Annotated in this window: 26 protein-coding genes; 5 read left to right on the forward strand and 21 right to left on the reverse strand. The window is 70.7% G+C overall.

Annotated elements, in window-relative coordinates; translation table 11 throughout:
- Positions 1–3 precede the first annotated feature (3 nt).
- Both ACGFYQ_RS14880 and ACGFYQ_RS14885 read right to left on the reverse strand, forming a co-directional pair.
- Positions 4–723 (reverse strand): helical backbone metal receptor, encoded by a 720-nt coding sequence (locus tag ACGFYQ_RS14880; protein ID WP_393743743.1) that lies wholly within the window; start codon positions 721–723, stop codon positions 4–6.
- 5 nt (positions 724–728) lie between these two features.
- The gene (locus tag ACGFYQ_RS14885; RefSeq protein WP_393743745.1) at positions 729–1,331 is read right to left on the reverse strand and encodes a helix-turn-helix domain-containing protein; all 603 of its coding nucleotides are present in this window, start codon (positions 1,329–1,331) and stop codon (positions 729–731) included.
- Positions 1,332–1,513: 182 nt separating this feature from the next.
- Between ACGFYQ_RS14885 and ACGFYQ_RS14890 the strand changes: the two genes are divergently transcribed.
- The 4 genes from ACGFYQ_RS14890 to ACGFYQ_RS14905 all read left to right on the forward strand — a co-directional run bounded on the left by ACGFYQ_RS14890 (position 1,514) and on the right by ACGFYQ_RS14905 (position 6,182).
- The gene (locus ACGFYQ_RS14890; RefSeq protein ID WP_393744043.1) at positions 1,514–2,419 is read left to right on the forward strand and encodes a 5'-3' exonuclease H3TH domain-containing protein; all 906 of its coding nucleotides are present in this window, start codon (positions 1,514–1,516) and stop codon (positions 2,417–2,419) included.
- A 49-nt stretch (positions 2,420–2,468) separates the two neighbouring features.
- Positions 2,469–3,305 carry a siderophore-interacting protein gene (locus tag ACGFYQ_RS14895; RefSeq protein WP_393743747.1) on the forward strand — a complete coding sequence of 279 codons (837 nt, stop codon included), beginning with the start codon at positions 2,469–2,471 and terminating at the stop codon, positions 3,303–3,305.
- A 350-nt stretch (positions 3,306–3,655) separates the two neighbouring features.
- Positions 3,656–5,191 (forward strand): serine hydrolase, encoded by a 1,536-nt coding sequence (locus ACGFYQ_RS14900; protein WP_393743749.1) that lies wholly within the window; start codon positions 3,656–3,658, stop codon positions 5,189–5,191.
- Between the two features lie 19 nt (positions 5,192–5,210).
- Entirely contained in the window at positions 5,211–6,182 is a 972-nt protein-coding gene (locus tag ACGFYQ_RS14905) for a pseudouridine synthase (RefSeq protein WP_393743751.1), read from the forward strand.
- Positions 6,183–6,197: 15 nt separating this feature from the next.
- Here the strand turns inward: ACGFYQ_RS14905 and ACGFYQ_RS14910 are convergent, their stop codons facing one another.
- The 13 genes from ACGFYQ_RS14910 to ACGFYQ_RS14970 form a co-directional block, all read right to left on the reverse strand.
- Positions 6,198–6,872 (reverse strand): TetR/AcrR family transcriptional regulator, encoded by a 675-nt coding sequence (locus tag ACGFYQ_RS14910; RefSeq protein WP_393743753.1) that lies wholly within the window; start codon positions 6,870–6,872, stop codon positions 6,198–6,200.
- A 90-nt stretch (positions 6,873–6,962) separates the two neighbouring features.
- A complete protein-coding gene (locus tag ACGFYQ_RS14915; RefSeq protein ID WP_393743755.1) occupies positions 6,963–9,803 on the reverse strand; it encodes a DEAD/DEAH box helicase in 2,841 nt (946 codons plus the stop codon).
- Positions 9,804–9,849: 46 nt separating this feature from the next.
- Complete coding sequence (locus ACGFYQ_RS14920) at positions 9,850–10,737, reverse strand: diacylglycerol kinase (protein ID WP_393743757.1); 888 nt, start codon at positions 10,735–10,737, stop codon at positions 9,850–9,852.
- A gap of 17 nt (positions 10,738–10,754) precedes the next feature.
- The gene (gene tatC, locus ACGFYQ_RS14925; RefSeq protein WP_393743759.1) at positions 10,755–11,711 is read right to left on the reverse strand and encodes a twin-arginine translocase subunit TatC; all 957 of its coding nucleotides are present in this window, start codon (positions 11,709–11,711) and stop codon (positions 10,755–10,757) included.
- Between the two features lie 47 nt (positions 11,712–11,758).
- A complete protein-coding gene (tatA, locus tag ACGFYQ_RS14930; protein ID WP_393743761.1) occupies positions 11,759–12,055 on the reverse strand; it encodes a Sec-independent protein translocase subunit TatA in 297 nt (98 codons plus the stop codon).
- 184 nt (positions 12,056–12,239) lie between these two features.
- Complete coding sequence (locus ACGFYQ_RS14935; RefSeq protein ID WP_393743763.1) at positions 12,240–12,440, reverse strand: hypothetical protein; 201 nt, start codon at positions 12,438–12,440, stop codon at positions 12,240–12,242.
- A gap of 26 nt (positions 12,441–12,466) precedes the next feature.
- A complete protein-coding gene (locus tag ACGFYQ_RS14940) occupies positions 12,467–12,694 on the reverse strand; it encodes a hypothetical protein (protein WP_393743765.1) in 228 nt (75 codons plus the stop codon).
- Between the two features lie 15 nt (positions 12,695–12,709).
- The gene (locus tag ACGFYQ_RS14945) at positions 12,710–13,678 is read right to left on the reverse strand and encodes a WYL domain-containing protein (protein WP_362397387.1); all 969 of its coding nucleotides are present in this window, start codon (positions 13,676–13,678) and stop codon (positions 12,710–12,712) included.
- A 104-nt stretch (positions 13,679–13,782) separates the two neighbouring features.
- Positions 13,783–14,739, reverse strand: coding sequence for a helix-turn-helix transcriptional regulator (locus ACGFYQ_RS14950; protein WP_393743767.1), 957 nt, complete (start codon positions 14,737–14,739; stop codon positions 13,783–13,785).
- 129 nt (positions 14,740–14,868) lie between these two features.
- Positions 14,869–15,264 carry an FKBP-type peptidyl-prolyl cis-trans isomerase gene (locus ACGFYQ_RS14955; protein ID WP_362397391.1) on the reverse strand — a complete coding sequence of 132 codons (396 nt, stop codon included), beginning with the start codon at positions 15,262–15,264 and terminating at the stop codon, positions 14,869–14,871.
- Between the two features lie 28 nt (positions 15,265–15,292).
- Positions 15,293–16,234, reverse strand: coding sequence for an FKBP-type peptidyl-prolyl cis-trans isomerase (locus ACGFYQ_RS14960; protein ID WP_393743769.1), 942 nt, complete (start codon positions 16,232–16,234; stop codon positions 15,293–15,295).
- Between the two features lie 130 nt (positions 16,235–16,364).
- On the reverse strand, positions 16,365–17,726 hold the full coding sequence (gene pafA / locus ACGFYQ_RS14965) for a Pup--protein ligase (RefSeq protein ID WP_030655944.1): 1,362 nt from the start codon (positions 17,724–17,726) through the stop codon (positions 16,365–16,367).
- 149 nt (positions 17,727–17,875) lie between these two features.
- Entirely contained in the window at positions 17,876–19,138 is a 1,263-nt protein-coding gene (locus ACGFYQ_RS14970; protein WP_393743771.1) for an MFS transporter, read from the reverse strand.
- 135 nt (positions 19,139–19,273) lie between these two features.
- Between ACGFYQ_RS14970 and ACGFYQ_RS14975 the strand changes: the two genes are divergently transcribed.
- Positions 19,274–20,272, forward strand: a complete 999-nt coding sequence (locus ACGFYQ_RS14975) for a LacI family DNA-binding transcriptional regulator (protein ID WP_393743773.1) — start codon at positions 19,274–19,276, stop codon at positions 20,270–20,272.
- 59 nt (positions 20,273–20,331) lie between these two features.
- Here the strand turns inward: ACGFYQ_RS14975 and prcA are convergent, their stop codons facing one another.
- The 6 genes from prcA to arc all read right to left on the reverse strand — a co-directional run bounded on the left by prcA (position 20,332) and on the right by arc (position 26,517).
- Positions 20,332–21,096 (reverse strand): proteasome subunit alpha, encoded by a 765-nt coding sequence (gene prcA, locus ACGFYQ_RS14980; RefSeq protein ID WP_328924846.1) that lies wholly within the window; start codon positions 21,094–21,096, stop codon positions 20,332–20,334.
- Positions 21,097–21,142: 46 nt separating this feature from the next.
- Positions 21,143–21,982, reverse strand: a complete 840-nt coding sequence (gene prcB / locus ACGFYQ_RS14985; protein ID WP_362397406.1) for a proteasome subunit beta — start codon at positions 21,980–21,982, stop codon at positions 21,143–21,145.
- Positions 21,934–22,509, reverse strand: a complete 576-nt coding sequence (locus ACGFYQ_RS14990) for an endonuclease VII domain-containing protein (protein WP_393744045.1) — start codon at positions 22,507–22,509, stop codon at positions 21,934–21,936. Before ACGFYQ_RS14990 ends, prcB begins: the two co-directional genes overlap by 49 nt.
- Before the next feature lie 51 nt (positions 22,510–22,560).
- Positions 22,561–22,773 (reverse strand): ubiquitin-like protein Pup, encoded by a 213-nt coding sequence (locus ACGFYQ_RS14995; protein ID WP_030016348.1) that lies wholly within the window; start codon positions 22,771–22,773, stop codon positions 22,561–22,563.
- Between the two features lie 184 nt (positions 22,774–22,957).
- Complete coding sequence (gene dop / locus ACGFYQ_RS15000; protein ID WP_393743776.1) at positions 22,958–24,469, reverse strand: depupylase/deamidase Dop; 1,512 nt, start codon at positions 24,467–24,469, stop codon at positions 22,958–22,960.
- Positions 24,470–24,750: 281 nt separating this feature from the next.
- The gene (gene arc, locus ACGFYQ_RS15005) at positions 24,751–26,517 is read right to left on the reverse strand and encodes a proteasome ATPase (RefSeq protein ID WP_362397416.1); all 1,767 of its coding nucleotides are present in this window, start codon (positions 26,515–26,517) and stop codon (positions 24,751–24,753) included.
- Positions 26,518–26,739 lie beyond the last annotated feature (222 nt).

Raw genomic sequence — 26,739 nt, forward strand, 5'->3', positions numbered from 1 at the left:
CCTTCAGACCGCCGCGCGCAGGGCCTCGGCCAGTACGGCCGGGGCCTCGGCCAGTGAGGGTCCGTACCAGGTGAGGTGACGGCCGCTGACCAGGGCGGCGGGCAGCCCCGGGAAGGCCTCCGGGCCGTCGTCGGCGGTGAAGCGGTACGGCTCGTCCGGGAGCACCACCACATCGCAGCCGGCGGCGGCGAGCTCCTCCACCGGGATCCGCGGATACCGGTCCCCGTGCCCGGCGTAGACGTTGCGGACGCCCAGCCGGGCCAGCAGGTCACCCGCGAAGGTGTCCCGGCCCAGCACCATCCACGGCCGCCGCCACACCGGTACGAAGGCTCGGAGCGACCCGACGGGTTCCACCCGCGCCCACGCGGCCTCCGCGTCCGCCAGCCACCCCGGCCTCGCCAGCCCCAGTGCCCCCACCAGCACCCGGTCCAGCTCCCGCAGCGCCTGCGGCAGGTCCCGGATCTCGGTGACCAGCACCTCCGTCCCGGCCGCCCGCAGTGCCGCCAGGTCCGCGGCCCGGTTCTCCTCCTCGTTGGCGATCACCAGGTCGGGGCGCAGCTCGACGATCCGCCGTACGTCGGGGTTCTTCGTCCCGCCGATCCGCACCGCGTCCCCGAGGTCCGCCGGGTGGGTGCACCAGTCCGTGACCCCGGCCAGCAGCCCGGGCGCGCTCACGGCCACCGCCTCGGTCAGCGACGGCACCAGCGAGACGACCCGCCGCACGCCGCTCAATGCCCGGGGGACGGCGGCTCGGACGTCGCGTGGATGTGCTCGCCCACCGCGACGACCAGGAGCCGGGTGTCCTCGCTGACGGCCCGCCAGCGGTGGCGTACGCCGCCCGACAGGAACAGCGCGTCGCCGCTCTCCAGCCGGTACGCCCGCCCCTCCGCCTCCACCTGGCAGGCGCCGGCGACCACGTACATCAGCTCGTCGTTGCGGTGCTGGTACTCGCGCCCGGCGTCCTGGTCCCCGGTGAACTCCAGCGCGTGCAGCTGGTGGTGCCCGCGTACGAGGGGCCGCACGCCCGGGACCGGGGTGAGCCCGGATTCGTCTCCGGCCCGTACGAGGTCCACCGTGCGCGCGGTGTCGGACGCGGCCAGCAGTTCGACGGCCGTGGTCTCCAGCGCGTCCGCGACCCGCTCCAGGGACCGCATGCTGGGCCGGGCCCGCTCGTTCTCTATCTGACTCAGGAAGGGGACCGACAGGCCGCTGCGCGCCGACACGGCGGCAAGGGTCAGGTGGAGCGCGCGACGCCGCTTGCGCACGGCCACGCCCACACGGAGCGGCTCCTTGCCGTCCTTGTCCTTGCCCTTGTCGTCCTTGTCGTTCATTTCGGGGCTGCCCTCCCCTGGTCCGTCGCACATCGGTGTGCTGTAAGCACCTTACGCAGCAACCGCCTCCGGTTTCGCGTGCACGGGTCTTCCCGTACCGGTCCGCTCACTGTCCGTGGCGGGCTCCGCCGACCGTGTCGGCGCGTTGCGGCATCATCGTCTGCGTGACGACACGACGCCTGATGCTCCTGGACACCGCCTCCCTCTACTACCGCGCCTACTTCGGTGTGCCGGACTCCGTGAAGGCCCCGGACGGCACTCCGGTCAACGCCGTGCGCGGCCTGCTCGACTTCATCGGGCGACTGGTCCAGGACCACCGCCCGGACGACCTGGTGGCCTGCATGGACGCCGACTGGCGGCCGCACTGGCGGGTGGACCTGATCCCCTCGTACAAGGCCCACCGGGTCGCGGTGGAGACCGAGAGCGGCCCGGACGTGGAGGAGACCCCCGACACGCTCGCCCCGCAGGTGCCGATCATCGAGACGGCGCTGGACGCCTTCGGCATCGCGCGCGTGGGCGTCGCCGGCTACGAGGCGGACGACGTGATCGGTACGCTCACCGCCCGCGCGACGGGCCCGGTGGACATCGTCACGGGCGACCGGGACCTGTACCAGCTGGTCGACGACGCCAGGCAGCGGCGCGTGCTCTACCCCCTCAAGGGCGTGGGCTCGCTCCAGGTGACGGACGAGGCGTGGCTGCGCGAGAAGTACGGGGTGGACGGACCCGGATACGCGGACCTGGCGCTGCTGCGCGGTGACCCGAGCGACGGCCTGCCGGGCGTCCCCGGGATCGGCGAGAAGACGGCGGCGAAGCTCCTCGACGCCTACGGAAGCCTCGCCGGGATCATCGCGGCGATCGACGACCCGAAGTCGAAGCTGACCCTCACCCAGCGCAAGCGCCTGGACGAGTCGCGGGCCTATCTGGCCGTGGCCCCGAAGGTGGTCCAGGTGGCCTCCGACGTCCCGCTCCCGCAGTTCGATCCGGCCCTTCCGTCGGCCCCGGCACAACCGGAGCTGGTCGACGCGCTAGCCCATCGGTGGGGTCTGGGCGGGGCAGTGTCCCGGCTGAGCAGTGCGCTGCGCCCTTGAGATGCTAACTTAGGTAAGGCTAAGTTTCTGGGGAGTCAGGGGAGACACCGTGGCAGAAGGACGCGCCCGCACCGTCGGCACCGCCGTCGTCGTACGCACCGAGCGGCTGACACCGCACATGGTGCGCGTCGTGCTGGGCGGGGACGGCCTGGCCGGATTCGACGCGGGCGAATTCACCGACCACTACGTCAAACTCCTCTTCCCGCCGGAGGGTGTCACCTACCCGGTGTGGGACCTCGACCGGATCCGCGCCGACTTCCCCCGGGCGCAGTGGCCGCGCCAGCGCGCGTACACCGTACGGAGCTGGGACGCGGCGCACCTGGAGCTGACCCTCGACTTCGTCGTCCACGGCGACGAGGGCCTGGCCGGCCCCTGGGCGGCGCGGGTCGAGCCGGGTGAGGTCGTACGTTTCCTCGGCCCGGGCGGCGCCTACGCCCCGGACCCGACGGCCGACTGGCACCTGCTGGTCGGCGACGAGAGCGCGCTGCCGGCGATCGCCGCGGCGATGAAGCGGATGCCGATGGGTGCGCGGGTCCACGCCTTCGTGGAGGTCGAGGGCCCGCAGGGCGAGCAGAAGATCGCCACCCCGGACGGGGTCGTCCCGGTCTGGCTGCACCGCGGCGACCGTCCGATCGGCGAGGCCCTGGTGGAGGCGGTCACCTCCCTGGAGTTCCCGTCCACGGACGTGCACGCCTTCGTCCACGGCGAGGCGGGCTTCGTGAAGGACCTCCGCCGCCACCTCCGCCTGGAACGCGGCATCCCGCGCGAACGCCTGTCGATCTCGGGCTACTGGCGGCTGGGCGAGACGGACGAGGGCTGGCGCGCGATCAAGCGCGACTGGAACGCCGCGGTCGAAGCCGAACAGGACCACGCCGCGGCCGCGTAGCCTCCGGCGCCGACTCGCCTCAAAGACCGGGGCTCCGCCCCGTACCCCGCGCCTCAAGCGCCGGCGGGGCTGGATTCAGCTGATGCCCCCGCGCCTTCTTGCTGCCCATGGGGCAATTTCAGCCCCGCCGGCGTTTGAGGCGCGGGGTCTGGGGCGGAGCCCCGATCTTTCAGCCCCGCCGGCGTTCGAGGCGCGGGGCGCGGGGCGGAGCCCCGGACTTCCAGCCCCGCCGGCGTTTGAGGCGTGGGGGTCCCCCCGGACGGAGCCTGGGGGAGGGTCTGGGGCGGAGCCCCAGCAGCCGGGCCGCACGCCCCCGCGCGCTCCCGCCCGTCCGGCAGGACAATGGCGGCATGCGTACGCTCCGCGCAGCCGTGGCCGCCGGGGCCGCGGTCCTGCTGGCCACCGCGGCGGCGAACGCCGCACCCAGCCCCCCGCCCGAGCCACGGCCCTCGATCAGCGACGACGCCGTCGACAAGGCCGTCGCCCGCCTCGACCGGACCGTCCAGGACATGATGCGCCGCACCGGCGTCCCCGGCGTGTCCGTGGCCGTCGTCCACGACGACAAGGTCGTCCACCTCACGGGCTTCGGGCTCCGCAGGACCGGCGACACCGCGAAGGTCGGCCCCGACACGGTCTTCCAGATCGCCTCCCTCTCCAAGCCCGTCTCCTCCACCGTCGTGGCCGGCACCCTCACCGACCCCGACGAGTGGGACCGCCACACCACCCTCCCCGGGTTCTCCCTCAAGGACCCCTGGGTCACCGACCACCTCTCGACCGCCGACCTGTTCTCCCACCGCAGCGGCCTCCCCGACCACGCCGGCGACCTCCTCGAAGACCTCGGCTACGACCAGTCGTACATCCTCGACCACCTGCGCCTGGAGCCCCTCACCCCCTTCCGGGCGAGCTACGCGTACACCAACTTCGGCTTCACGGCCGCCGCCGAGGCCGTCGCTCGTGCCAAGGGCACCAGCTGGCAGAAGCTCAGCGCGGACACCCTCTTCAAGCCCGCCGGCATGACCCACACCAGCACCGAGTTCTCCGCCTACGTCAACGCCCCCGACCACGCCTCCACCCACGTCAAGAACCCGGACGGCACCTGGAGCCCCCGCTACGTCCGCGACCCGGACGCCCAGGCCCCCGCCGGCGGCGTCAGTTCCACCGCCCGCGACATGTCCCGCTGGCTGCGGCTCCAGCTGGCCGACGGCACCCTCGACGGCAAGCGGATCATCCCCGCCGCCACGCTCGCCCGCACGCACGTTCCCGAGGTCGTCTCGCAGCCGCCCACCTCCCCCACCGGCCGCGCCGGCTTCTACGGCCTCGGCTGGAACGTGTCCTACGACGACTCCGGCCGGCTGCGCCTGAGCCACTCCGGCGCCTTCGAACTCGGCACCAACGCCAACGTCACGATGCTCCCCCTCGAAAAGCTCGGCATCGTCGTCCTCACCAACGGCGCCCCCGTCGGCCTGGCCGACGCCGTCGCCCTCGATTTCTTCGACGTCGCCCAGCACGGCAAGGCCACGACCGACTGGCTGCCCCTGCTCGCGTCCGTCTACGCGAAGGAGGTCGACGAGGCCCGGTCCCCCACCGACTACGCCCACCCGCCCGCCTCCGCCAAGCCCGCCAAGGACAGCGCCGCCTACACCGGCACCTACGACAACCCGTACTACGGCAAGGCGACCGTGACGGCCGACGACAAGGGCGCGCTGACCCTCGCCCTCGGCCCCAAGCCGATGCTCTTCCCGCTCACCCACTACGACGGCGACACCTTCAGCTTCGAGACCACCGGCGAGATGGCGGCCGGCCGCACCGGGGTGACCTTCGCCGACGGCACGGTCCGCGTCGAGTACCTCGATGCGAACCACCTGGGCACCTTCACCCAGCAGTAGCCGCATAGCCTGTCCCCCGATGAGACGCAGAACCCAGCCACCCCCCTCTCCCCTCCCCCAGCGCGCCGGCATCGACCCTGTCCGGCTGCGGCTGCCTCCCGACCCCGACGGGAGGTGGCCGGACCTCGGCGGCTACCTCGCCGCGCACTACGCGGGCGGCCCTGGCGCCGAGGTCATCGCCCGTCTGCTGCGCGCCGGGCGGGTGCTCGGCCCCGGCGGGCGCGTCCTGCGCGCGCAGGACCCGTACGAGCCGGGCGCGTACCTGTGGTTCCACCGGGACCTGGTGGCGGAGCCGGCCGTGCCCTTCCCGGTCCCCGTCCTGTACCGCGACCCGCACCTGCTGGTCGTGGACAAGCCGCACTTCCTGGCGACCACCCCGCGCGGCAGCCACGTCACCCAGACCGCCCTGGCCCGGCTCCGCGAGGAGCTGGACCTGCCCGCCCTCAGCCCGGCGCACCGGCTGGACCGGCTGACCGCGGGACTGGTGATGTTCAGCATCCGGCCCGAGGACCGCGGGGCGTACCAGCTCCTCTTCCAGCGGCGCCTGGTGCACAAGGAGTACGAGGCGCTCGCGGCCCACGACCCGTCGCTCACCTTCCCGCGCACCGTCCGCAGCCGGATCGAGAAGACCCGCGGGGTCATCGCGGCGGCCGAGGTCCCCGGCGAGCCCAACGCGGAGAGCCTCGTCGAACTCACCGGCGCCCGGGGCGGACTGGGCCGCTACCGGCTGACCCCGCACACCGGCCGCACCCACCAGCTGCGGGTGCACATGAACGGCCTGGGCCTGCCCATCCTCGGCGATCCGGTGTATCCGCGGGTCACCGACCCCGCTCCGGACGACTACCGGCGGCCGCTGCAACTCCTGGCCCGGGTACTGGAATTCATCGACCCGGTCACCGGAGCCGCCCACCGCTTCGAGAGCGCCCGCACCCTCCAGGCCTGGCACGACCGCGCCGGCTGGGAGGCCGGGACCGGCGGCCAGGACGGTTGAAGCGGGCTGGTCGGCCTAAGCCGGCCAGGGCTTGCCCCCGGCGGCGCCGACCCCCGCGATCCGCAGCGCCGCGTCGGCGGTGGCTTCCGCGAATGCCGTCACCTGCCGGGCCGGATCGGCGCGGTGGATCAGCATGACGCCCTCGATCAGCCCGAAGACCAGGTCGTTGCGGAGCGCCAGGGCGGCCCTGTCCCCGGCCAGTTCGGCGCCCACGCCGGTCCCGTACAGCAACACCCGGTAGGCGTCCTTGAGTTCACCGCGCATCCGGCGGAACTGCGCGAAGCGCGCGCTCCCCACCTCGGGCAGCAGGTAGAGCGCCCCCAGGTTGTACGGGCCCCCGCACAGCAGCAGTACGTCGGAGCGGCACAGCTCCCACAGCCGCCGCGCGGCGGACCGCCCGGTGTCGGCGAGCAGCTGCCGGGCCAGCACCAGCGAGGGCGCGACCGTGGACTCCAGCAGCTCGGCGAGGAGTTCCTCCTTGCCGCCGAAATAGTGGTACATCGTGGCCTGGCGCATTCCGGCCCGTTCGGCCACCGCCCGGGTGGTGGTGGCCGCGTACCCCTGGACCGTGAACAATTCGGCCGCCGCGCAGAGGAGTTCCTCGCGCGGCGGCCGACCGCTCACCGGCCTCAGCCGGTCGGCGCGTGGCCGACCGACCCGTCTCGGCCCTTCGTCTGCTCCCCCGCTCATGGCCCGATCGTCGCACACAGCACGCCGATTCGATCATGGCAAGAGATCAGATCAGGCCAGCCCCGCTCTCGGAGGAAGCCCCAAAAGCGGCTAGCCGACCGAGCTATAGGCCACTACACCCCGCAACAGTGCGTCGACGGCCTTCCGGGCATTCCGGGCCACCGTGCTCCCGCTCTCCCCGGAGGACGAGGGAGCCGCCGCCGCGATCTGCCCCAGCACGTCGATGACCTGCTTGCACCAGCGCACGAAGTCACCGGCCGGCATCTCCGCCTCGCGCAGCACCTCGTCCAGGCTCTTGTCGGAGGCCCACTGGTACGCCGCCCACGCGAAGCCCAGGTCCGGCTCGCGCTGGCCCACGCCTTCCGCCTGGTTGATGCGGTGCTCCTCCTCCAGCGCGTCGAGCCGGCCCCAGATGTGGACCATCTCGCCCAGCGCCGCCTTCGCCGCGCCACCCGGCACCTTCGGCGCGACCGCGTCGTCGGACTGCCGCGCCTCGAAGACCAGCGCCGAGACGCAGGCGGCCAGTTCGGCCGGGCTCAGGCCCTCCCAGACGCCCGCGCGCAGGCACTCGGAGGCCAGCAGGTCCAGCTCCCCGTACAGGCGGGCGAGCCGCCTGCCGTGCACGGTGACCTCGTCCTCGCGCAGGTAGTCCAGCTCGGTGAGGAGCGCGTGGATCCGGTCGAAGGTGCGGGCGATGGTGTTCGTCCGCCCCTCGATCCGCCGCTCCAGCTGCACCGTGTCCCGCTTGAGCCGGTGGTAGCGCTCCGCCCAACGGGCATGGTCCTCGCGCTCGTCGCAGCCGTGGCACGGGTGCGCCCGCAGCGCGGCCCGCAGCCGGGCGATCTCGCGGTCGTCGGCCGCCGCGGCACGCCCGCGCTCCCGCCGCTCCGGCGTGATGTGCCCGGCCTTGGTCCGCAGCTGGGACGCCAGGTCCCGGCGGGACTGCGGGGAACGCGCGTTGAAGGTCTTGGGGATCCGCATCCGGTCGAGGGCCTCCACCGGGACCGGGAAGTCGATCGCGGCGAGCCGCTTGACCTGCCGCTCGGCGGTGAGCACCAGCGGGCGCGGGCCCTCCGCGTACTCGTATCCGCGGTGCCCGTGGACCCGCCCGGCCGGCACGCCCGGGTCCAGGACCAGCGCGAGCCCGGCGAACTTGCCCGTCGGCACGTGGATGATGTCGCCCGGCTTGAGCTTCTCCAGCGAACTGGCCGCCTGCACCCGCCGCTGGGCAGCGCCCTGCTTGGCCAGCTCCGTCTCGCGGTCCTTGAGGTCACGGCGCAGCTGCGCGTACTCCTCGAAGTCGCCCAGGTGGCAGGTCATGCCCTCCCGGTAGCCCTCCAGGCCCTCCTCGTTGCGCTGGACCTGCCGGGAGATCCCGACGACCGAGCGGTCGGCCTGGAACTGCGCGAAGGAGGTCTCCAGCAGCTCGCGCGAGCGGTGCCGCCCGAACTGGCTGACCAGGTTCACGGCCATGTTGTAAGAGGGCTTGAAGCTGGAGCGCAGCGGATACGTACGGGTACCGGCTAGCCCGGCGAGCGCCGCCGGGTCCATGGCCCGCTGCCACAGCACCACCGCGTGGCCCTCGACGTCGATGCCGCGCCGCCCGGCCCGGCCGGTCAGCTGCGTGTACTCGCCGGGGGTGATGTCGGCGTGCTGCTCGCCGTTCCACTTGACCAGCTTCTCCAGGATCACCGTGCGCGCGGGCATGTTGATGCCCAGCGCCAGGGTCTCGGTGGCGAAGACGGCCTTCACCAGGCCGCGTACGAAGAGCTCCTCGACGACCTCCTTGAAGGTGGGCAGCATGCCCGCGTGGTGCGCGGCGATGCCCCGCTCCAGGCCTTCGAGCCACTCGTAGTACCCGAGGACGTGGAGGTCCTCGGTGGGGATGGAGGCGGTCCGCTCCTCCACGATCTCGCGGACCTTGAGGCGCGCGGAGTCGTCGTTGAGCCGCAGGCCCGCGTACAGGCACTGCTGGACGGCGGCCTCGCAACCGGCCCGGCTGAAGATGAAGTTGATGGCGGGCAGCAGCCCGTCACCGTCGAGGCGGGCGATGACCTCGGGCCGGGAGGGGGTCCAGATCCGGCCGCGGGAGCGCCGCTCGCGCTCGCGGTCCGCCTCGCGGACCATCTTGCCGCGCCGCCGGTCCTTCGGACTGTACGTGCGGCTGTTCTCCTCGCGCGCCATGCGCAGCAGGTCGGGATTGACCTCCCGGCGGGCGGAGCCGCGGCCGCCGTGGTCGGACTCCTCCTCGAAGAGGTCGTAGATCCGGCGGCCGGCCATGACGTGCTGCCACAGCGGGACGGGCCGCTCCTCGGAGACGATCACCTCGGTGTCGCCCCGTACGGTGTCCAGCCAGTCGCCGAACTCCTCGGCGTTGGACACGGTGGCCGACAGGGAGACCAGGGTGACCGACTCGGGGAGGTGGATGATCACTTCCTCCCAGACGGCTCCGCGGAACCGGTCGGAGAGGTAGTGCACCTCGTCCATCACGACGTAGCCGAGGCCGCGCAGCGACTGCGAGCCCGCATACAGCATGTTGCGGAGCACCTCGGTGGTCATCACGACCACCGGCGCCTCGCCGTTGACGCTGTTGTCGCCGGTCAGCAGGCCCACCTTGTCGGCGCCGTAGCGCTTGACGAGGTCGGCGTACTTCTGGTTCGACAGGGCCTTGATCGGCGTCGTGTAGAAGCACTTGCGGCCCTGCTGGAGGGCCAGGTGCACGGCGAACTCGCCGACGATCGTCTTGCCCGAGCCGGTCGGGGCGGCCACGAGGACGCCCTTGCCCGCCTCCAGTGCCTTGCAGGCCTCGACCTGGTACGGATCCAGGTCGAATTCGTACATCTCGCGGAAGGGGGCCAGGGCGGTGGCCTCTTCGGCGGCGCGGATCCGGGCAGCGGCGTACCGCTCGGCGGGTGAGAGTTCTTCGGTCATCTTGAGATCGAGCCTACCCGCCACCTCTGACAACAGTCGCGATCATTTACGTGAGGACCCGGGCCGCCCCGGGTACGCACTCGGCGGTCACCGGCAGCGGTCCGAGCGGCTCCCCGTCGGCGTACGCGGTGATCCCGGCCGCCTCCAGGGTGACCTTCCGCGCCCGGTGGACGGTCACCTTCGGGTGGCCGAGGTGCGTCCCCTTGTAGACCTGCGGGAAGACCTTGAGCAGGGTGCCCCGGCCGCAGTCGCCGACCACCGTGATGTCGAAGAGCCCGTCGTCGGGGACGGCGTCCGCGCAGATGCGCATGCCCCCGCCGTACGAGGATCCGTTGCCGACGGCCACCAGCGTGGCCTCGGTCTCGATGGCCGGACCGTCGTCCAGGGTGATCCGGTACGGGAAGGGCCGGAAGGCGGCCAGCTCCGCGATCATCGCCAGGTCGTACTTGAACCGGCCCGCCGGCAGCCGCATCCGGTTGCCGCGGTCGTTGACCTTCGAATCGAAGCCGGAGCACAGCACGGTCCCGTACCAGGTGTCCCGCACGCGGCCGAGGTCGATCTCCCGGATCCGCCCTTCCTTGAGGGCCTCCGCGGCCAGCCGTCCGGCCCGCGCGGGCTCCCGTACGGGCAGCCCCAGCGCCCGCGCGAAGTCGTTCCCGGTGCCCACCGCGACCACCCCGAGCGGTACGAGCGTCCCCGCCAGGGCCTGGAGCGCCAGGGAGACCATGCCGTCGCCGCCCACCGCGATCACCGCGCCGGTGCCCTCGCGGACGGCGGTGCGCAGCCGGGCCAGCGCGTCCGGCCCGTCGGCGCCGAGGACGGTCCGGACCGAGAAGCCCGCCGCCCGCAAAGCGGAAGCGGCCGGCTGCGCGGCGTGCGCGCCCCGGCCGCGCCCCGCGGTGGGATTGACGAAGAGGGTGATCTCAGAGCTCACGCTCCGGAATGTACCTGTCAGGTCGCGTCGTCGTAACCGTTGATCCGCTGACGTCCGCCGTCCGCCTGGCCGGGCAGCTCGGCGGGAGCCGGGACCGGCTCCATCGCGCCGATCGGCGCCGGGGTGAGGTCCAGGTCGGCGGCCTCGTCGTCGTCGAGGCCCGCGTCGGGGTCGTTGCGCTTGCGCCTGCGATCGTTGACCAGGCAGATGCCGAGCGCGATGAAGTACAGGGCCACGATCGGGGCGGCCAGCGACAGCATGGTGAGCGGGTCGCCGGTGGGCGTCGCGAACGCGGAGAAGACCGTGATGCCCAGCACCATGGCGCGCCACCAGCTCGCCAGCCGCTTCGCGGTGAGCACCCCGGTGAAGTTGAGGAGGATCAGCAGCAGCGGCAGCTCGAACGCCAGGCCGAAGACGACGACCATGCGCGTGACCAGGTCGAGGTAGTCGTCGACCGGGAGCAGGTTGCGCGCGTGCTCGGGGGTGAAGTCGAGAAGGATCGTCGCGGTCTGCGGGAGGACCTTGTACGCGAGTACCGCGCCGGCGCCGAACAGCGGAGCGCCGACCGCGACGAAGCTCGTCGCGTACTTCTTCTCGTGGCTGTGCAGGCCGGGGGCGGTGAACGCCCACAGCTGGTAGAGCCACACCGGCGCCGAGAGCACCACACCGGCGGTGAGCGAGACCTTCAGGGCGATCGAGAACGGCGCGATCAGGCCGTTCACGGTCATGTCGGCGCAGGGCCGGCCGTTGCGCTGCGAGACCACGCCGCCGGTGCAGCCGACGGAGTCCAGCATCGGCTTCAGCATGAAGTCGATGAGGTCCTTGTAGAAGAAGGCCGCCACGACGGTGATCACGATGATCGCCAGGACCGACTTCAGCAGACGGTTTCTCAGCTCACGCAGGTGCTCGACAAGAGGCATCCGCCCTTCGGCGTCCTTGTCCGCTTTCTCCTGCTTGCGGGCAGACTTGAGCAACCCACGTCCCTTGGCTCGATGCAGATGACTGGCGTGTCCGGCTTGTCTCAGCCCTGGGTGGTGCGGTTCGGCTCGCTGACGGGCCGGGAGCTGGTCACGTCACCGGGCGCGGCCTGGATGGTGCGCGGGGCGACGGGCTGCTGCGGGGCCTGGTCGGCGACGGTGGCCGCGGTGGCCGCGTCCTCCGATTCGCCGTCCTTCTTCATGGCCTTGGCCTCACTCTTGAGGATGCGGGCCGACTTGCCGAGCGAACGGGCCATCTCGGGGAGCTTCTTGGCGCCGAACAGCAGCACGATCACAGCGATGATCAGAAGGATCTCAAGGGGCTTCAGATTGCCGATCATGTGTGTCTTCCTTCTCACCGAAACGGCTGGTTGTGGTGGCTCTGGACGGACTCGGACAGAAATCCGGTGACCGCTCAGGCAAGGATCGTAACCCCCGGGGGTTAACGCCCGGCAATCCCCCGGGGTACCCCCGCTTATGCGCGGGCCGGTTGTTCACGCCCCGGTCACCCGCATTCGTCCCGCTTTACGGTCGCACGCCGCGGCCGGCCCGGGCCAGGTCGGCCGCGGCCCGCTCAAGGTCCTCCGAGACGGCCGTGATCCGGCGGCTGGCCAGCGCGACCTGCCCGGAGAGCCTGCGGACCTCCACGTAGACGCGTACCGCCGCCGCGGCGAGGACGGCGATCCCGAGGAAACCCAGGGCAATTGCGAGCATCGGCCACAGCATGGGAAGAGCCTAGGCCACTCCCGGGCTCACACGCTGCGCAGGGTGCTCACGCCTCCGCCGGTCAGCAGTTCCACGATGCGCTCGCCCGCCGGTTTGCGGACGGCCGCGCCGCACTGCGGGCAGGTGAAGGAGTAGAAGGTGGTCCGCCGGCTGCCGCCGATGACCAGCCGCAGGGCGCCCGCGTCCAGCTCGAAGCGGGCGTGGCAGTCGGGACAGGCCGCCTTGAAGGCGACGGACCCTGGCGTAGGCGACATCGACCGCTGCTCCCCTCAGACCTGTTCCCCGTACCCCGCGAGTGCTTCCCGGGCCGCGCTGCGCGCACTGTCCGCCAGCTCCACGGGAGCGACGATCCGCCCCTCGCGGCCCAGCCGCAGCGCGAGCCGGCGCAGCGAGGCCGGGTCCGGGCTGCGCAGCGTGATCCGCAGCCCGCCCCCGTCCAGTTCCTCGGCTCTGTCGTGCGGGTAGTACTCGGCGACCCAGCGCCCGCCGGGCCCTACCTCGACCACGACCTCCGGGTCCTCGGCGGCCGGCTGGACCAGGCCCTCGGACAGGTCGCGCGGCTCGATGGCGGGCGGCTCGGCCCGCTCGTCGAGCAGCCGGATCTCCGCCACCCGGTCCAGGCGGAAGGTGCGCCGGGCCTCGGAGAGGTGGCACCACCCCTCCATGTACGTGTGCCCCACCGCGAAGAGCCGGATCGGGTCGACCTTGCGCTCGGTGAGCTCGTCGCGCGCGGGCGAGTAGTAGCGCAGCCACAGCCGGCGGCGCTCCGCGATGGCCCGGTCGACGTCCGCGAAGACCCCGCCCTCGGACTCGAAGGTCACCGACAGCCGCGAGCTGGCCCCGGCGGCCTCGCCCGCCGCGGCCTCCAGCTTGGCGGTCGCCCGCAGCAGCGCGTCCCGGTCGCTCTCGCGCAGCCCGGGCAGGGTCGCCACCGCGCGGGCGGCGACCAGCAGCGCGGTCGCCTCGTCGGCGGCGAGCCGCAACGGCTCGGCGGTGGACTCGCCCGAGGCGTCGGGGTTGCGCCACCAGATGCGCTCCCCGTCGGTGTCGATGTCGAGAAGGTCCCCGCCCCGGAAGCTGGTCCCGCACATGGGCAGCACGTCGAGGTCCGAGATCAGCTCGTCCTCGGTGATCCCGAAGGCGCGCGCGACGTCGGCGACGTGTGCGCCCGGGCGCTCGCGCAGGTACGTGACCAGGGACAGCATCCGGCGGGTCTGGTCGATGGCGTTGGCAGCCATGCTGGTACGTCTCCCCCTCAGGGCGTTGCTACTGATGTTCCGGGCTGCTGGTGTTCCGGGCTGCCGGTGTTCGGGCGCTGACGGTCCGGGTGCTGATGTTCCGGTCAGCCCTTGGCGACGGCGCGCAGCCGGTCCACCACGTCCGCCCGCAGGTCGTCGGGCTCCAGCACCACGACGTCCGGGCCGAACTCCACCAGCCAGGCGTCCAGCCCGTGCCCGTACGGGATCTCCAGCTCGTCCCAGCCGTCGCCGCCCTCGCGCACGGCGGTGGCCTTGGCCCGCAGCGGGTAGCCCGCCCCGGCGCGCAGCCGGATGCGCGCGGAGCGGTCCGCGCTCTCCCCGGCCCAGCTCGCCACGGTCTCCCGTACGGTCACCACGTCCGGCACCTCGGCGGTGTACTTGGCGGCGCGGGAGCGAACCTTGCCGGTGATCCGGGAGAGCCGGAACACCCGCTCCGCCCCCCGGTCGCGGTCGAAGCCGGCCAGGTACCAGTGGCCGCGCCAGCACTCCAGCGCCCACGGCTCCACCTGGCGGGTCTCGGGCCGGGCGGCGGTGGACTTGCGGTAGTCGAAGACCACCGGCCGGCGGTCCCGGCAGGCCAGCATCAGCGGCTCGAAGGCCGCCTCGTGGACCGGGATGCGCGGCTCGATGGCACTGTGCTGGCCCTCGTACGGGTCGCCCGCCTCCGGCATCCCGCCGGCGCGCAGCTTCTGCAGGGCGCCGCTGGCCGCGCCCGCGAGACGGGCCTGCTGCCAGACCTTGGCCGCGAGGCCCAGGGCCGCGGCCTCCTCGGCGTCCAGGGAGACGGGCGGCAGCCGATTGCTGTCCCGGCGGGCCAGGTAGCCGGTTTCGCCCTCCAGGTTCTCCACCGTCTCGATGACCAGGCCGAGTTCACGCAGATCGTCCTTGTCCCGCTCGAACATGCGGTTGAAGGACTCGTCGTTGCCGGCTTCCAGGTAGGCCTCGATGGAACCGCGCAACTCGCGCTTGCTCAGCGGCCGGCGGGTCCCCAGCAGACACAGCGCCAGATTCATCAGCCGCTCGGCCTTGGCAATCGCCATCGACGCCGTTCCCCCGCTCTCGACACACACACTCGTGACCGTTGACCGTACCGCCCCGGCACGCCCGGACAAAAGCGAGGGGCCCCCGCCGGACGGCGGGGGCCCCTCGACCGATCGCGGAAGTCCGGATCAGCCGACCTTCACCAGGTCGCAGACGAAGATCAGCGTCTCGCCCGGGGCGATCGCGCCGCCCGCGCCGCGGTCGCCGTAGGCGAGGTGCGCGGGGATCACGAGCTTGCGGCGGCCGCCGACCTTCATGCCCTGGACACCCTGGTCCCAGCCGGCGATGACCTGGCCGACACCGAGCTGGAACTGGAGCGCGGAGCCACGGTTCCAGGAGGCGTCGAACTCCTCGCCGGTGGAGAAGGCCACGCCCACGTAGTGGACGGAGACCCGGTCGCCGGCCTTGGCCTCGGCGCCGTCGCCCACCCAGATGTCCTCCTTGACGAGGTCCTTGGGGGCCTCGCCCTCGGGGAAGTCGATCTCGGGCTTGCTGAGCTCGTTGCTCACGGAACTGCTCCTCATACGTACGAACTGGTCAACCGGAACAGTGTTACATCACCGCGAGGATGTCGAGGCTGAACACCAGCGTCGACTTCGCCGGAATCGTCCCCTGCTCCTTGTCGCCGAAGGCCATGTCCGGCGGGATGACCAGCAGGATGCGGCTGCCGACCTTCTTGCCGAGCAGGCCTTCCTTCAGACCCTTGACCGAGAGCTGCTCCATCGGCCACGTGACGGTCGTGTCGGTGGTGTACGTGCTCTCGAAGGTCTTGTCGTCCTTCCACGTCTTGCCGTTGAACTTGACCACGACGCTGTCGGTGTCCTTCACCGCGGCGCCGTCGCCCTCGAGGACGTAGTTCGAGACCAGCTTGGCGGGCTCGGCGGTGTCCTTCGGGACGGTCACGGAGACTTCCTTGCCGTCCGTGTTCGTACCGACCTTGGGCAGGTCCTTGTTGTCCTGCGCGACCTCCTTGCCCGTGGCCGAGACCGGGACGGAGGTGCCCTTGACGATGTCCACGACGAAGACCAGCGTCGCGTTCGGCTTGATCTTGTCGCCCGAGCCCTGCTCGCCGTAGCCCAGGGCCGGCGGGATCACGAGCTCGACGCGGCTGCCGACCTTCTGGCCCTCCAGGCCCTGGTCCCAGCCCTTGATGACCATGCCCGCGCCGATGGTGACGTCGAACGGCTTGCCCTTGCCGAAGCTGGCGTCGAACGGCTCCTTGCCGTCCCACACCTGGCCGAGGTAGTTGACCTGGGCGATGTCGCCCTTCTTCAGCGCCGGGCCGGAGCCCTCGCTGATGGTCTCCACCTTCAGTTCCTTCGGCGGTCCGCCCGTCCCCTGGGACAGGGTGGGCGTCTCCCCGAACTTGGCGCCCTTGGTGATCGCGGGCACCCCGTTCTTCATCTGGGCGGAGTCGGAGCCGCTGTCGTCGCCACAGGCTGCTGTCGACAGCAGCAGAAGGGGTACGACAAGCAGGCCGGCAAGTCGGCGCACGTGTTCCTCAGATCTCAGACGGCAAGGCGGTCGCCCGCCACTCTAAGCCGTGAGCAGGGCCCCGTACGAGATCCGTACGAGGCCCTGGCCGGGATCGGTGCGATGTCACACTGCCCACTTGCGTACCGGCTCACATCCCGGCGATCAGCTTCTCCACCCGGTCGTCGACCGACCGGAACGGGTCCTTGCACAGCACGGTCCGCTGCGCCTGGTCGTTCAGCTTCAGGTGCACCCAGTCCACCGTGAAGTCCCGGCGCTGCTCCTGCGCCCGCCGGATGAAGTCGCCGCGCAGCCGCGCCCTCGTCGTCTGCGGGGGCACCGACTTGCCCTCGAAGATCTTGAGGTCGTTGCAGATCCGCGCCGCCTGCCCCTTGCGCTCCAGCAGGTAGTACAGCCCGCGCCGACGGTGGATGTCGTGGTAGGCGAGGTCTATCTGAGCCACTCGCGGATTCGACATGGTCATGTTGTGCTTGCCCCGGTACCGCTCGATCAGCTGGTACTTCATGACCCAGTCGATCTCGGTCCCGATCCGGTCCAGGTCCTCCGCCTCGATCGCGTCGAGGGTGCGGCCCCACAGCTCCAGCACCTGGTCCACCACACCGGTACGGATGCCCCGGCGCTCGGCGAAGTCCACCGCCTTGTCGTAGTACTCCCGCTGGATCTCCAGCGCCGAGGCCTCCCGGCCGCTCGCCAGGCGCACCTTGCGCTGCCCCGTGATGTCGTGGCTGACCTCGCGGATCGCCCGGATCGGGTTCTCCAGGGTCAGGTCCCGCATCACCGTGCCCGCCTCGATCATGCGCAGCACCAGGTCGGTGGCCCCGACCTTGAGCAGCATGGTCGTCTCGGACATGTTCGAGTCGCCGACGATCACGTGCAGCCGGCGGTAGCGCTCGGCGTCCGCGTGCGGCTCGTCCCGCGTGTTGATGATCGGCCGCGAACGGGTCGTCGCGGAGCTGACGCCCTCCCAGATGTGCTCGGCCCGCTGGCTCACGCAGTAGACCGCGCCCCGGGGGGTCTGGAGCACCTTGCCCGCGCCGCAGATGAGCTGCCGCGTGACGAGGAAGGGAATGAGAATGTCCGCCAGGCGGGAGAATTCCCCGTGCCGGGCCACCAGGTAGTTCTCGTGGCAGCCGTACGAGTTGCCCGCCGAGTCGGTGTTGTTCTTGAAGAGGTAGACGTCGCCCGCGATTCCCTCCTCGTGCAGGCGGCGTTCGGCGTCGACGAGCAGTCCTTCGAGAATGCGCTCGCCTGCCTTGTCGTGCGTGACCAGCTCGGTCACGTTGTCGCATTCGGGAGTTGCATATTCCGGATGCGAACCCACGTCGAGGTACAGGCGGGCGCCGTTCCGCAGGAAGACATTGCTGCTGCGGCCCCATGACACAACACGGCGGAAGAGGTAGCGCGCCACTTCGTCAGGTGACAGTCGGCGCTGTCCCCTGAACGTGCACGTGACGCCGTACTCGTTCTCCAGCCCGAAAATGCGGCGGTCCATGACTGAACATTACGCCTTCTGCCCTCTTCTGAAACCGGGTTCGAGAGCGCCGTTTCGATCAGTTTCCGATCACCGGTCCGACAGCCGCTCCGCGAACTCACCGATCAGCCCGCCGCCCGGACCGCCGATCGGCCGCCGACCGCACGCGATCAGCCCTCCGACCGGACCCCGTACGGCACCTCGTGAGCCCCGTCCGACGGCCCCTCAGCCGAACCCGCCACCGCGCGACTGTGGCCCGCAGTTGCCAGCACCCGCTGAGTGACCGTCAGCACCAGCAGCGCCGCGCCCCCGGCCACACTCGCCACGCCGAAGCTCGCCGCCGTACCGCCCAGCTCCACCGCCGGCCCCGCCACCGCCGTGCCGATCGCCGCACCCACCCCGAAGAACGTCACCAGCCAGGAGAAGGCCTCCGTCACCGTGCCCGCCGGAGCGTGCCGGTCCACGACGATGAACGCACACGCGAGCGCGGGCGCCAGGAACACACCCGAGAGCGCCGCGAGCGCCGTCATGGCCACCGGCCCCGGCGTCAGCATCAGCGGCAGGTAGCAGACCGCCAGCAGCGCCACGAGCATCCGCAGCCGCCGCTCGGGCGCACCCGCCCACTGCCGGGCCCCGTAGAACACCCCGCCGATCAGCGCGCCCAGCCCCAGCGCCGCCATCAGCCAGCCGTACACCGCCTGGTTCCCGTGATCGTCCGCGTAGGCCACGCCCGCCACCGTGATCGAACCCAGCGCTGTCCCCACGAAGAAGAACGCACCGAGCAGCGCCAGCAGACCCGGCGAACGCAAGGCGCCCAGCCAGTGCGCCTCACGCGGCGCCGACCGCCACCGCCGGGAGGGCTCACTGACCACGACGGACAGCGCGCCCAGCACACCGATGGCGTTGAGGGCCAGGAGCGCCCCGGCCGGCGACCACAGCGCCACGAACAGCGTCACCAGCAGCGGACCTACCGTGAACATGACCTCCTGGGCCACCGCGTCCATCGCGTACGCGGCGTGCACCCGCTCCTCCTTGCCGCCCAGCACGCCCGGCCACAGGGCCCGCAGCCCGCCCTCCAGCGGCGGCGTGAAGAGCCCCGCGACCACCACCGCGGCGTACGCGGCCACCGCCGACCCGGTGCCGGACACGGCCAGCCACACCATGCCCAGCGCGGAGAGCAGGGCGGCCGGCAGCTGGACCCGGGGCTGCCCGTACAGGTCCACCGCCCGGCCGAGCAGCGGCTGGCCCACCGCGTTCGCCAGCCCGTACGCGGCGGCGAGCGCGCCCGCGAGGCTGTAGCTGCCGCCCTCGGCCCGCGTGAACAGCACGATCGCGATCGGCGCCGTGGCGTTGGGCAGCCGGCCTATGAGCGTGCCCACCAGCAGCCTCGCGGCGTGCCGGGTCCTGAGCAGCTCCGCGTATCCCGCGGCCATGTCGGCCCCCTTCTGCCCGGATCCAGCCGGGGTAATACGTATAACGTGACCCGTCATACGTACCATGGCGACAGTTCACGGGTCCACCCACCGGACCGCACCGACCCCGCCGACCTCGCACTTCAGGAGCCCCGTGTGACGAGACCCACCAGCCGCGACGTGGCCACCGCCGCAGGGGTCTCCCAGGCCACCGTCTCCCTCGTCCTCGGCGACAAATGGCGCGGCCGCGTCTCCGAACGCACCGCCGCCCACGTCCGCGAAACCGCCACCCGCCTCGGCTACCGCCCCAACCTCGCCGCCCGCAGCCTGCGCCTCGGCTCCACCCGCACCGCCCTGCTCGTCGTCCCCGCCCTCACCAACGAGTTCTTCGCGCGCGTCTACACCGGCGCCGCCCGCGTCGCCGCCGAACACGGCTTCGGCGTCGTCCTCTACCCCTCCCCCGACGGCACCGGCCCCGCCCGCGACCCCTTCGCCTCCGCCCGCGCCGCCCTCGACGGGGTCATCGCCTCCTCCATGGCCGCCGGCGCCCTCGACGCCCTCGGCGGCGACGGCCTCCCCCTCGTCATGCTCGACAGCGACCCCACCGCCGGCAGCGCCGCCGCCCACGTCAACCTCGCCATGGCCGACGGCATGCGCCAGGTCACCGAGCACCTCCTCGCCCTCGGCCACCGCCGCTTCCTGCACCTCGCCTCCGCCGTCGACACCTGGACCTTCGAGGTCCGCGCCGAAGCCCTGGCCGCCCTCCTGGGGCCCGGCACCGAGCTGCGCACCGTACGGGCCCCCCTCAGCGTGGACGGCGCCCGTACGGCCATGGAGACCACCCTGGCGGCACCCGGAACCCGGCCCACAGCCGTCATCTGCGACGACGACATCCTCGCCGCCGGCGCCTGCAAGGCCGCCCGCCGCCTCGGCCTGCGCGTCCCCGACGACCTCTCCGTCACCGGCTTCGACGACCTCGCCCTGGCCACCGCCGTCGAACCCGAGCTCACCACCGTCCGCCTCCCCGCCGAACGTGTCGGCGAACAGGGCATGACCGCCCTCCTCGCCGTCCTCGACGGCACCCCCTGGACCACCGCCGACATCCCCGTCGAACTCGTCGTCCGCGACTCCACCGGCCCCGCCCCCGGCCCCTGAACACGACGGAGCCCCGGCCCGCCCTCACGGGCGGACCGGGGCTCGCACCACTCCCGGCCCTACTCGGCGTCGTCCTCCGGCGCCTCGTCGTTCGACACGGCGTCCGCCTGCGCGGCCGCCGGCACATCCGCTTCCAGCAGCCGCGCCAGCTGCCGGCCCCGGATCCGCTTGAACTTCCGCTGCTGGGCCCGCGTCCGGTCCAGCACCGCGACCTCCAGCCGCTCGGCCGGAATCGTCTTGTCGGCGCTGTTCGCCTGGCTGGACAGCGCCTGCACCGCAAGCTTCAGCGCCTCCGACAGGGTCATCCCGTCCTGGTGCCGCTGGTCCAGGAACGTGCTGATCTGCTCCGCGTTGCCGCCGACCGCGACCGAACCGTGCTCGTCCACGATCGACCCGTCGTGCGGAAGCCGGTAGATCTGGTCCCCGGCGGCCGTCGCACCGACCTCGGCGACGACCAGCTCCACCTCGTACGGCTTCTCACCGGCACTGGAGAAGATCGTGCCGAGCGTCTGCGCGTACACGTTCGCCAGCCCGCGGGCCGTCACGTCGTCGCGGTCATAGGTGTACCCGCGCAGATCCGCGTAGCGCACACCGCCGATCCGCAGGTTCTCGTACTCGTTGTACTTGCCGGCGGCCGCGAAACCGATCCGGTCGTAGATCTCGCTGAACTTGTGCAGCGCGCGGGACGGGTTCTCGCCGACGAACACGATGCCGTCGGCGTACTGCAGCACGACAAGGCTGCGACCGCGGGCGATGCCCTTCCGGGCGTATTCCGCCCGGTCGGCCATGGCCTGCTGGGGTGACACATAGAACGGAGTCGACACCGGCTGTCCGTCCCTTTCTTCTGGGCTCCTGAGGGGCGACGGATGGTCAGAGCAGGGCGGCGCGCGGGCCGTCGGGCTGCTCCAGCCGACGATTGGTGACCGTACGGGCGAGTTCCTGCGACTCTGCGTCCGTCAGCCTGCGGAATCCCTCGTCCGTAATGACGGTGACGATCGGATAGATGTGGCGGTACAGGTCCGGTCCACCGGTCGCCGAGTCGTCGTCGGCGGCGTCGTAGAGCGCCTGCACGACCAGCGTGGTGGCCTGCTCCTCCGTCAGATCGGGCCGGAAGAGCTTCTTCATCGATCCCCTGGCGAAGATCGAGCCCGACCCGGTGGCGGCGAAGCCGTGCTCCTCGGAGCGGCCGCCGGTCACGTCGTAGGAGAAGATCCGGCCCTTCTCCTTGGCCTCGTCGTACCCCGCGAAGAGCGGCACGACGGCCAGCCCCTGCATCGCCATGCCGAGGTTGCTGCGGATCATCGTCGAAAGCCGGTTGGCCTTGCCTTCGAGCGAAAGGGTCGTCCCCTCCACCTTCTCGAAGTGCTCCAGCTCCAGCTGGAACAGCTTGACCATCTCCACGGCCAGGCCGGCCGTACCCGCGATGCCGACGGCGGAGTACTCGTCGGCGGGGAACACCTTCTCGATGTCCCGCTGCGCGATCATGTTCCCCATGGTCGCCCGCCGGTCACCGGCGAGCACGACCCCGCCGGGGAAGGTGGCGGCGACGATGGTCGTCCCGTGCGGCGCCTCGACGACCCCCTCCGGCAGCTTGCGGTTGCCGGGCAGCATCTCGGGCGAGTGCGCGCCCAGGAAGTCCATGAAGGACGACGACCCCGGCGTCAGGAAGGCTGCCGGTAGACGCCCTGTGCTACGAGTGTTGGGTTCCACAGGTTTCCTTCCACGTATGCGGCTGCACGCCGTATGACGTCCGGCCGATCCTTGAACTGCCCCAAGGCTGCGTTACAGCTGAAGCACAGTACGCCTCGGACCTTACCCGTCTGATGATCGTGATCAACGTGCTCGGCCGGAGCCTGACGGCAGATCACACAGACACCGCCCTGAGCGGCGATCATCTCCTCGCGCTCAGCCTCAGTGATGCCGTACTTCCGCTTGAAGTAACTCGCCCTGTTGCGCTGAGCTCGACACGAACGGCAATAGCTGGACCATCCGTCCGAGGTGGTCTTGTTCGGTTCCCATTCCGAGTGCGGCTTGATCTCCTCGCACTGGGGGCACCGCTTGTGGTCGGACGGTACAGCCACCTTCACCCGTACCGTCCGCCCCTTCGCCTCTTGGCGCTGCTTGTAGTACTCCGCCGAGCACGTGCGGCAATAGGCCTGTAAGCCATCGGGCGACGAACGGTTGCTCGCATATTCCGCCTGCGCCCTGTCCTGCTTACATCGCGAACACCGCTTCATGCCCTCGGACACCCACCCCGCCCCCACCTTCGATTCGAAGGCCAAATGCCCTTATTGGCCACCCTTTTGCACGAACGACCTCACGAAATCCTCAGCATTCTCTTCGAGTACATCGTCAATCTCGTCAAGTACGGAGTCGACGTCGTCGGAGAGCTTTTCCTGCCGCTCCTTGAGGTCGGTCGATTCCTCGACCGCCGCCTCCTCGACCTCCTCGGTCGAGCGCGTCGCCTTCTGCTGTCCGCCGCCGGTGTCCTTGGTCGCCATGTCTACCTCACCCCGCTCGGTTCGCACGCTCACGTCGAGGGACCCCGGGATTCGGGATCCCTCAAGATCAGACCCTACGTCGGACCCTACTAGGAGGGTCCGACATTCGTCCCCGCACTTTCATAACGTCCGGTCTTTCCCATGATTCCCGGACCGGGGCCATTTCAGGCCCCGGAAGCCCCGCTCACCGCCCCGAAAGCACCCGCACCAGGTCCTCCGCCGTGCGGCAGCGGTCCAGGAGCTCCTTCACATGGGCCCGCGTGCCCCGCAGCGGCTCCAGCGTCGGAACCCGCTGGAGCGAGTCGTGGCCCGGGAGGTCGAAGATCACCGAGTCCCAGGAGGCCGCGGCCACGTCGTCCGCGTACTGCTCCAGGCACCGGCCGCGGAAGTACGCCCGGGTGTCCTCCGGCGGCTTGCTCGCCGCCCGGTCCACCGCCGACTCCTCCACCAGCCGCTGCATCTTGCCGCGGGCCGCCAGGCGGTTGTACAGGCCCTTCTCCGGCCGTACGTCCGAGTACTGGAGGTCCACCAGGTGCAGCCGCGCCGCGTCCCAGCCCAGCCCGTCCCGGCGCCGGTAGCCCTCCAGGATCTCCCGCTTGGCGATCCAGTCCAGCTCCCCCGACAGGCTCATCGGGTCGGTCTCCAGCCGGCCCAGCACGTCCTCCCAGCGGGCCAGTACGTCCTTGGTCTGGTCGTCCGCGTCGGAGCCGAAACGCTCGTCCACGTACTTCCTGGCCAGCTCGAAGTACTCCATCTGGAGTTGTACGGCGGTCAGTGTCCGGCCGCTGCGCAGCGTGATCAGGTGCCGCAGGTCCGGGTCGTGGGAGACCTGGTGCAGGGTGCGCACCGGCTGGTCTACGGCCAGGTCGACGCTGATGAACCCGTCCTCGATCATGGACAGGACCAGCGCGGTCGTGCCGAGCTTGAGGTACGTGGAGATCTCGGACAGGTTCGCGTCGCCGATGATCACGTGCAGGCGGCGGTACTTCTCGGCGTCCGAGTGGGGTTCGTCCCGGGTGTTGATGATGGGCCGCTTCAGGGTGGTCTCCAGGCCGACCTCGACCTCGAAGTAGTCGGCCCGCTGACTGATCTGGAAGCCGTGCTCGCGGCCGTCCTGGCCGATGCCCACGCGGCCCGCGCCGGTGACGACCTGGCGCGAGACGAAGAAGGGGGTCAGGTGGCGCACGATCTCCGAGAAGGGGGTCTCCCGCTTCATCAGGTAGTTCTCGTGCGTGCCGTAGGAGGCGCCCTTGTTGTCGGTGTTGTTCTTGTAGAGGTGGATCGGCTGGGCGCCGGGCAGCTGGGCCGCCCGGACGGCCGCCTCGGCCATGATCCGCTCGCCGGCCTTGTCCCAGAGCACGGCGTCGAGCGGATTGGTGATCTCCGGCGAGCTGTACTCGGGGTGCGCGTGGTCGACGTAGAGCCGTGCGCCGTTCGTGAGGATGACGTTGGCGAGGCCGATGTCCTCGTCGGTCAGCTGGCTGCTGTCGGCGGCCTCGCGGGCGAGGTCGAAGCCGCGGGCGTCCCGCAGCGGATTCTCCTCCTCGAAGTCCCAGCGGGCGCGTCGCGCCCGGTGCATCGCCGCCGCGTAGGCGTTGACGATCTGGGACGAGGTGAGCATGGCATTGGCGTTCGGGTGCCCCGGGACGGAGATCCCGTACTCCGTCTCGATCCCCATTACTCGCCGTACGGTCATGCGGCCCTCCTTGCCCGGCGGCGCTCCCCTTCGGGAGCGGCGCTCAAGTACCGCTGGTGCTCCGGTGCGTGTGCCTGTGCGGTGCCCGTCCCCGCACTGCGCGTCCGGCGGTACGGAAGAGCCTAGAACCACTGCGCGCTCGTGGGGAGATCATTTCCGTCATTGAATCCGCCCCGTCACCGGCTGAAAAGCAGTCGGTGACGGAGTCCGGGAGTCCGGGAGTCCGGTAAAGCAGTCGGCTGCGGATGCCCGGGGAGGGCATCCGCAGCCGCTCCGCTTCGTCAGAGGTACTGACCGGTGTTTGCCACCGTGTCGATGGAGCGTCCGGTGTCGGCGCCCTGCTTTCCGGTGACGAGGGTACGGATGAATACGATCCGCTCGCCCTTCTTTCCGGAGATCCGGGCCCAGTCGTCCGGGTTGGTGGTGTTGGGCAGGTCCTCGTTCTCCTTGAACTCGTCCACACATGCCTGGAGGAGGTGGGAGACGCGCAGACCCTTCTGGTTGTGCTCGAGGAAGTCCTTGATGGCCATCTTCTTCGCACGGTCCACGATGTTCTGGATCATCGCGCCCGAGTTGAAGTCCTTGAAGTAGAGGACTTCCTTGTCGCCGTTGGCGTACGTGACCTCGAGGAAGCGGTTCTCCTCGGTTTCGGCGTACATCTGCTCGACGACGGTCTGGATCATGCTGTGGACGGTGCCGGGCCGCGATTCCTGGTGTTCGGACAGGTCGTCCGTGTGCAGGGGCAGCGAGGCCTTGAGGTACTTCGCGAAGATGTCCTTCGCGGCCTCGGCGTCCGGGCGCTCGATCTTGATCTTCACGTCGAGCCGGCCGGGGCGCAGGATGGCCGGGTCGATCATGTCCTCGCGGTTGGAGGCGCCGATGACGATGACGTTCTCCAGGCCTTCCACACCGTCGATCTCGGCGAGCAGCTGCGGGACGATGGTGTTCTCCACGTCCGAGCTGACGCCGGATCCGCGGGTGCGGAAGAGGGACTCCATCTCGTCGAAGAAGACGATGACGGGGGTGCCCTCGCTGGCCTTCTCGCGGGCACGCTGGAAGACGAGGCGGATGTGCCGCTCGGTCTCGCCGACGTACTTGTTGAGGAGTTCGGGGCCCTTGATGTTCAGGAAGTAGGACTTTCCGGCGGGCTGGCCGGTGACCTCGGCGACCTTCTTGGCAAGGGAGTTGGCGACGGCCTTGGCGATGAGCGTCTTGCCGCAGCCGGGGGGGCCGTAGAGCAGGATGCCCTTCGGCGGGCGCAGTTCGTGCTCCTTGAACAGGTCCGGGTAGAGGTAGGGGAGCTCGACCGCGTCGCGGATCAGCTCGATCTGGTCGCCCAGGCCGCCGATCTTGTCGTAGTCGATGTCCGGGACCTCTTCGAGGACGAGTTCCTCGACCTCGCTCTTGGGGACGACCTCGTAGACGTAGCCGGAGCGGGGTTCGAGCAGGAGGGCGTCGCCGGGGCGGATGGTGATGTCCAGGAGCGGCTCGGCGAGCCTCACCACCCTCTCCTCGTCGGTGTGCCCGACCACCAGGGCGCGCTCGCCGTCCTCGAGGATCTCCTTGAGGGTGACGATGTCCCCGGCCCGCTCGAATTCCATGGCCTCGACCACGTTGAGGGCCTCGTTGAGCATGACCTCCTGGCCGCGCCGGAGGTCTTCCGGCTCGACGCTGGGGCTGACGTTCACGCGGAGCTTTCGGCCTCCGGTGAAGATGTCGACGGTGCCGTCCTCATTGGACTGCAGGAAGACACCGAATCCGGCCGGCGGCTGTGCGAGCCGGTCGACTTCTTCCTTGAGGGCGACGATCTGGTCGCGGGCCTCACGGAGGGTATTCGCGAGTCGTTCGTTCTGTGCGGAGACGCCGGCAAGATTTGTCTGCAGCTCGACGATCCGCTCTTCGAGAATCCTCGTGTGTCGCGGAGAGTCGGCGAGCTTACGTCGCAGGACGGCGATTTCCTGCTCGAGATAGGCAACCTGGCCGGCGGGGTCCTCAGACCCTCGCCCGGGCCGGATGCCGCGGTTGATGTCGTCGTCGTGGGCTGCCACGGTCCTCACCTCCTCCAAGGGGAGCTGGACGCTTCCTGACCCTACCTGGGCTGGTGGTGATTGAAACCCCTAGATCACAAAGACGGTAGAGGTGTGTCCGATCTTCACCCTTGCGTACTCCCTCACGCCAAGGAAATACCCACCCATCAACATCTGAAAGCGGCCGGTTGTAAGGTCGAAGTGTTCAACACCCGTCAGAGCTCGCGCGACTTGCTGCGAGAA

Source organism: Streptomyces sp. NPDC048258 (assembly GCF_043201995.1).
In the GTDB taxonomy this organism is placed as follows: domain Bacteria; phylum Actinomycetota; class Actinomycetes; order Streptomycetales; family Streptomycetaceae; genus Streptomyces.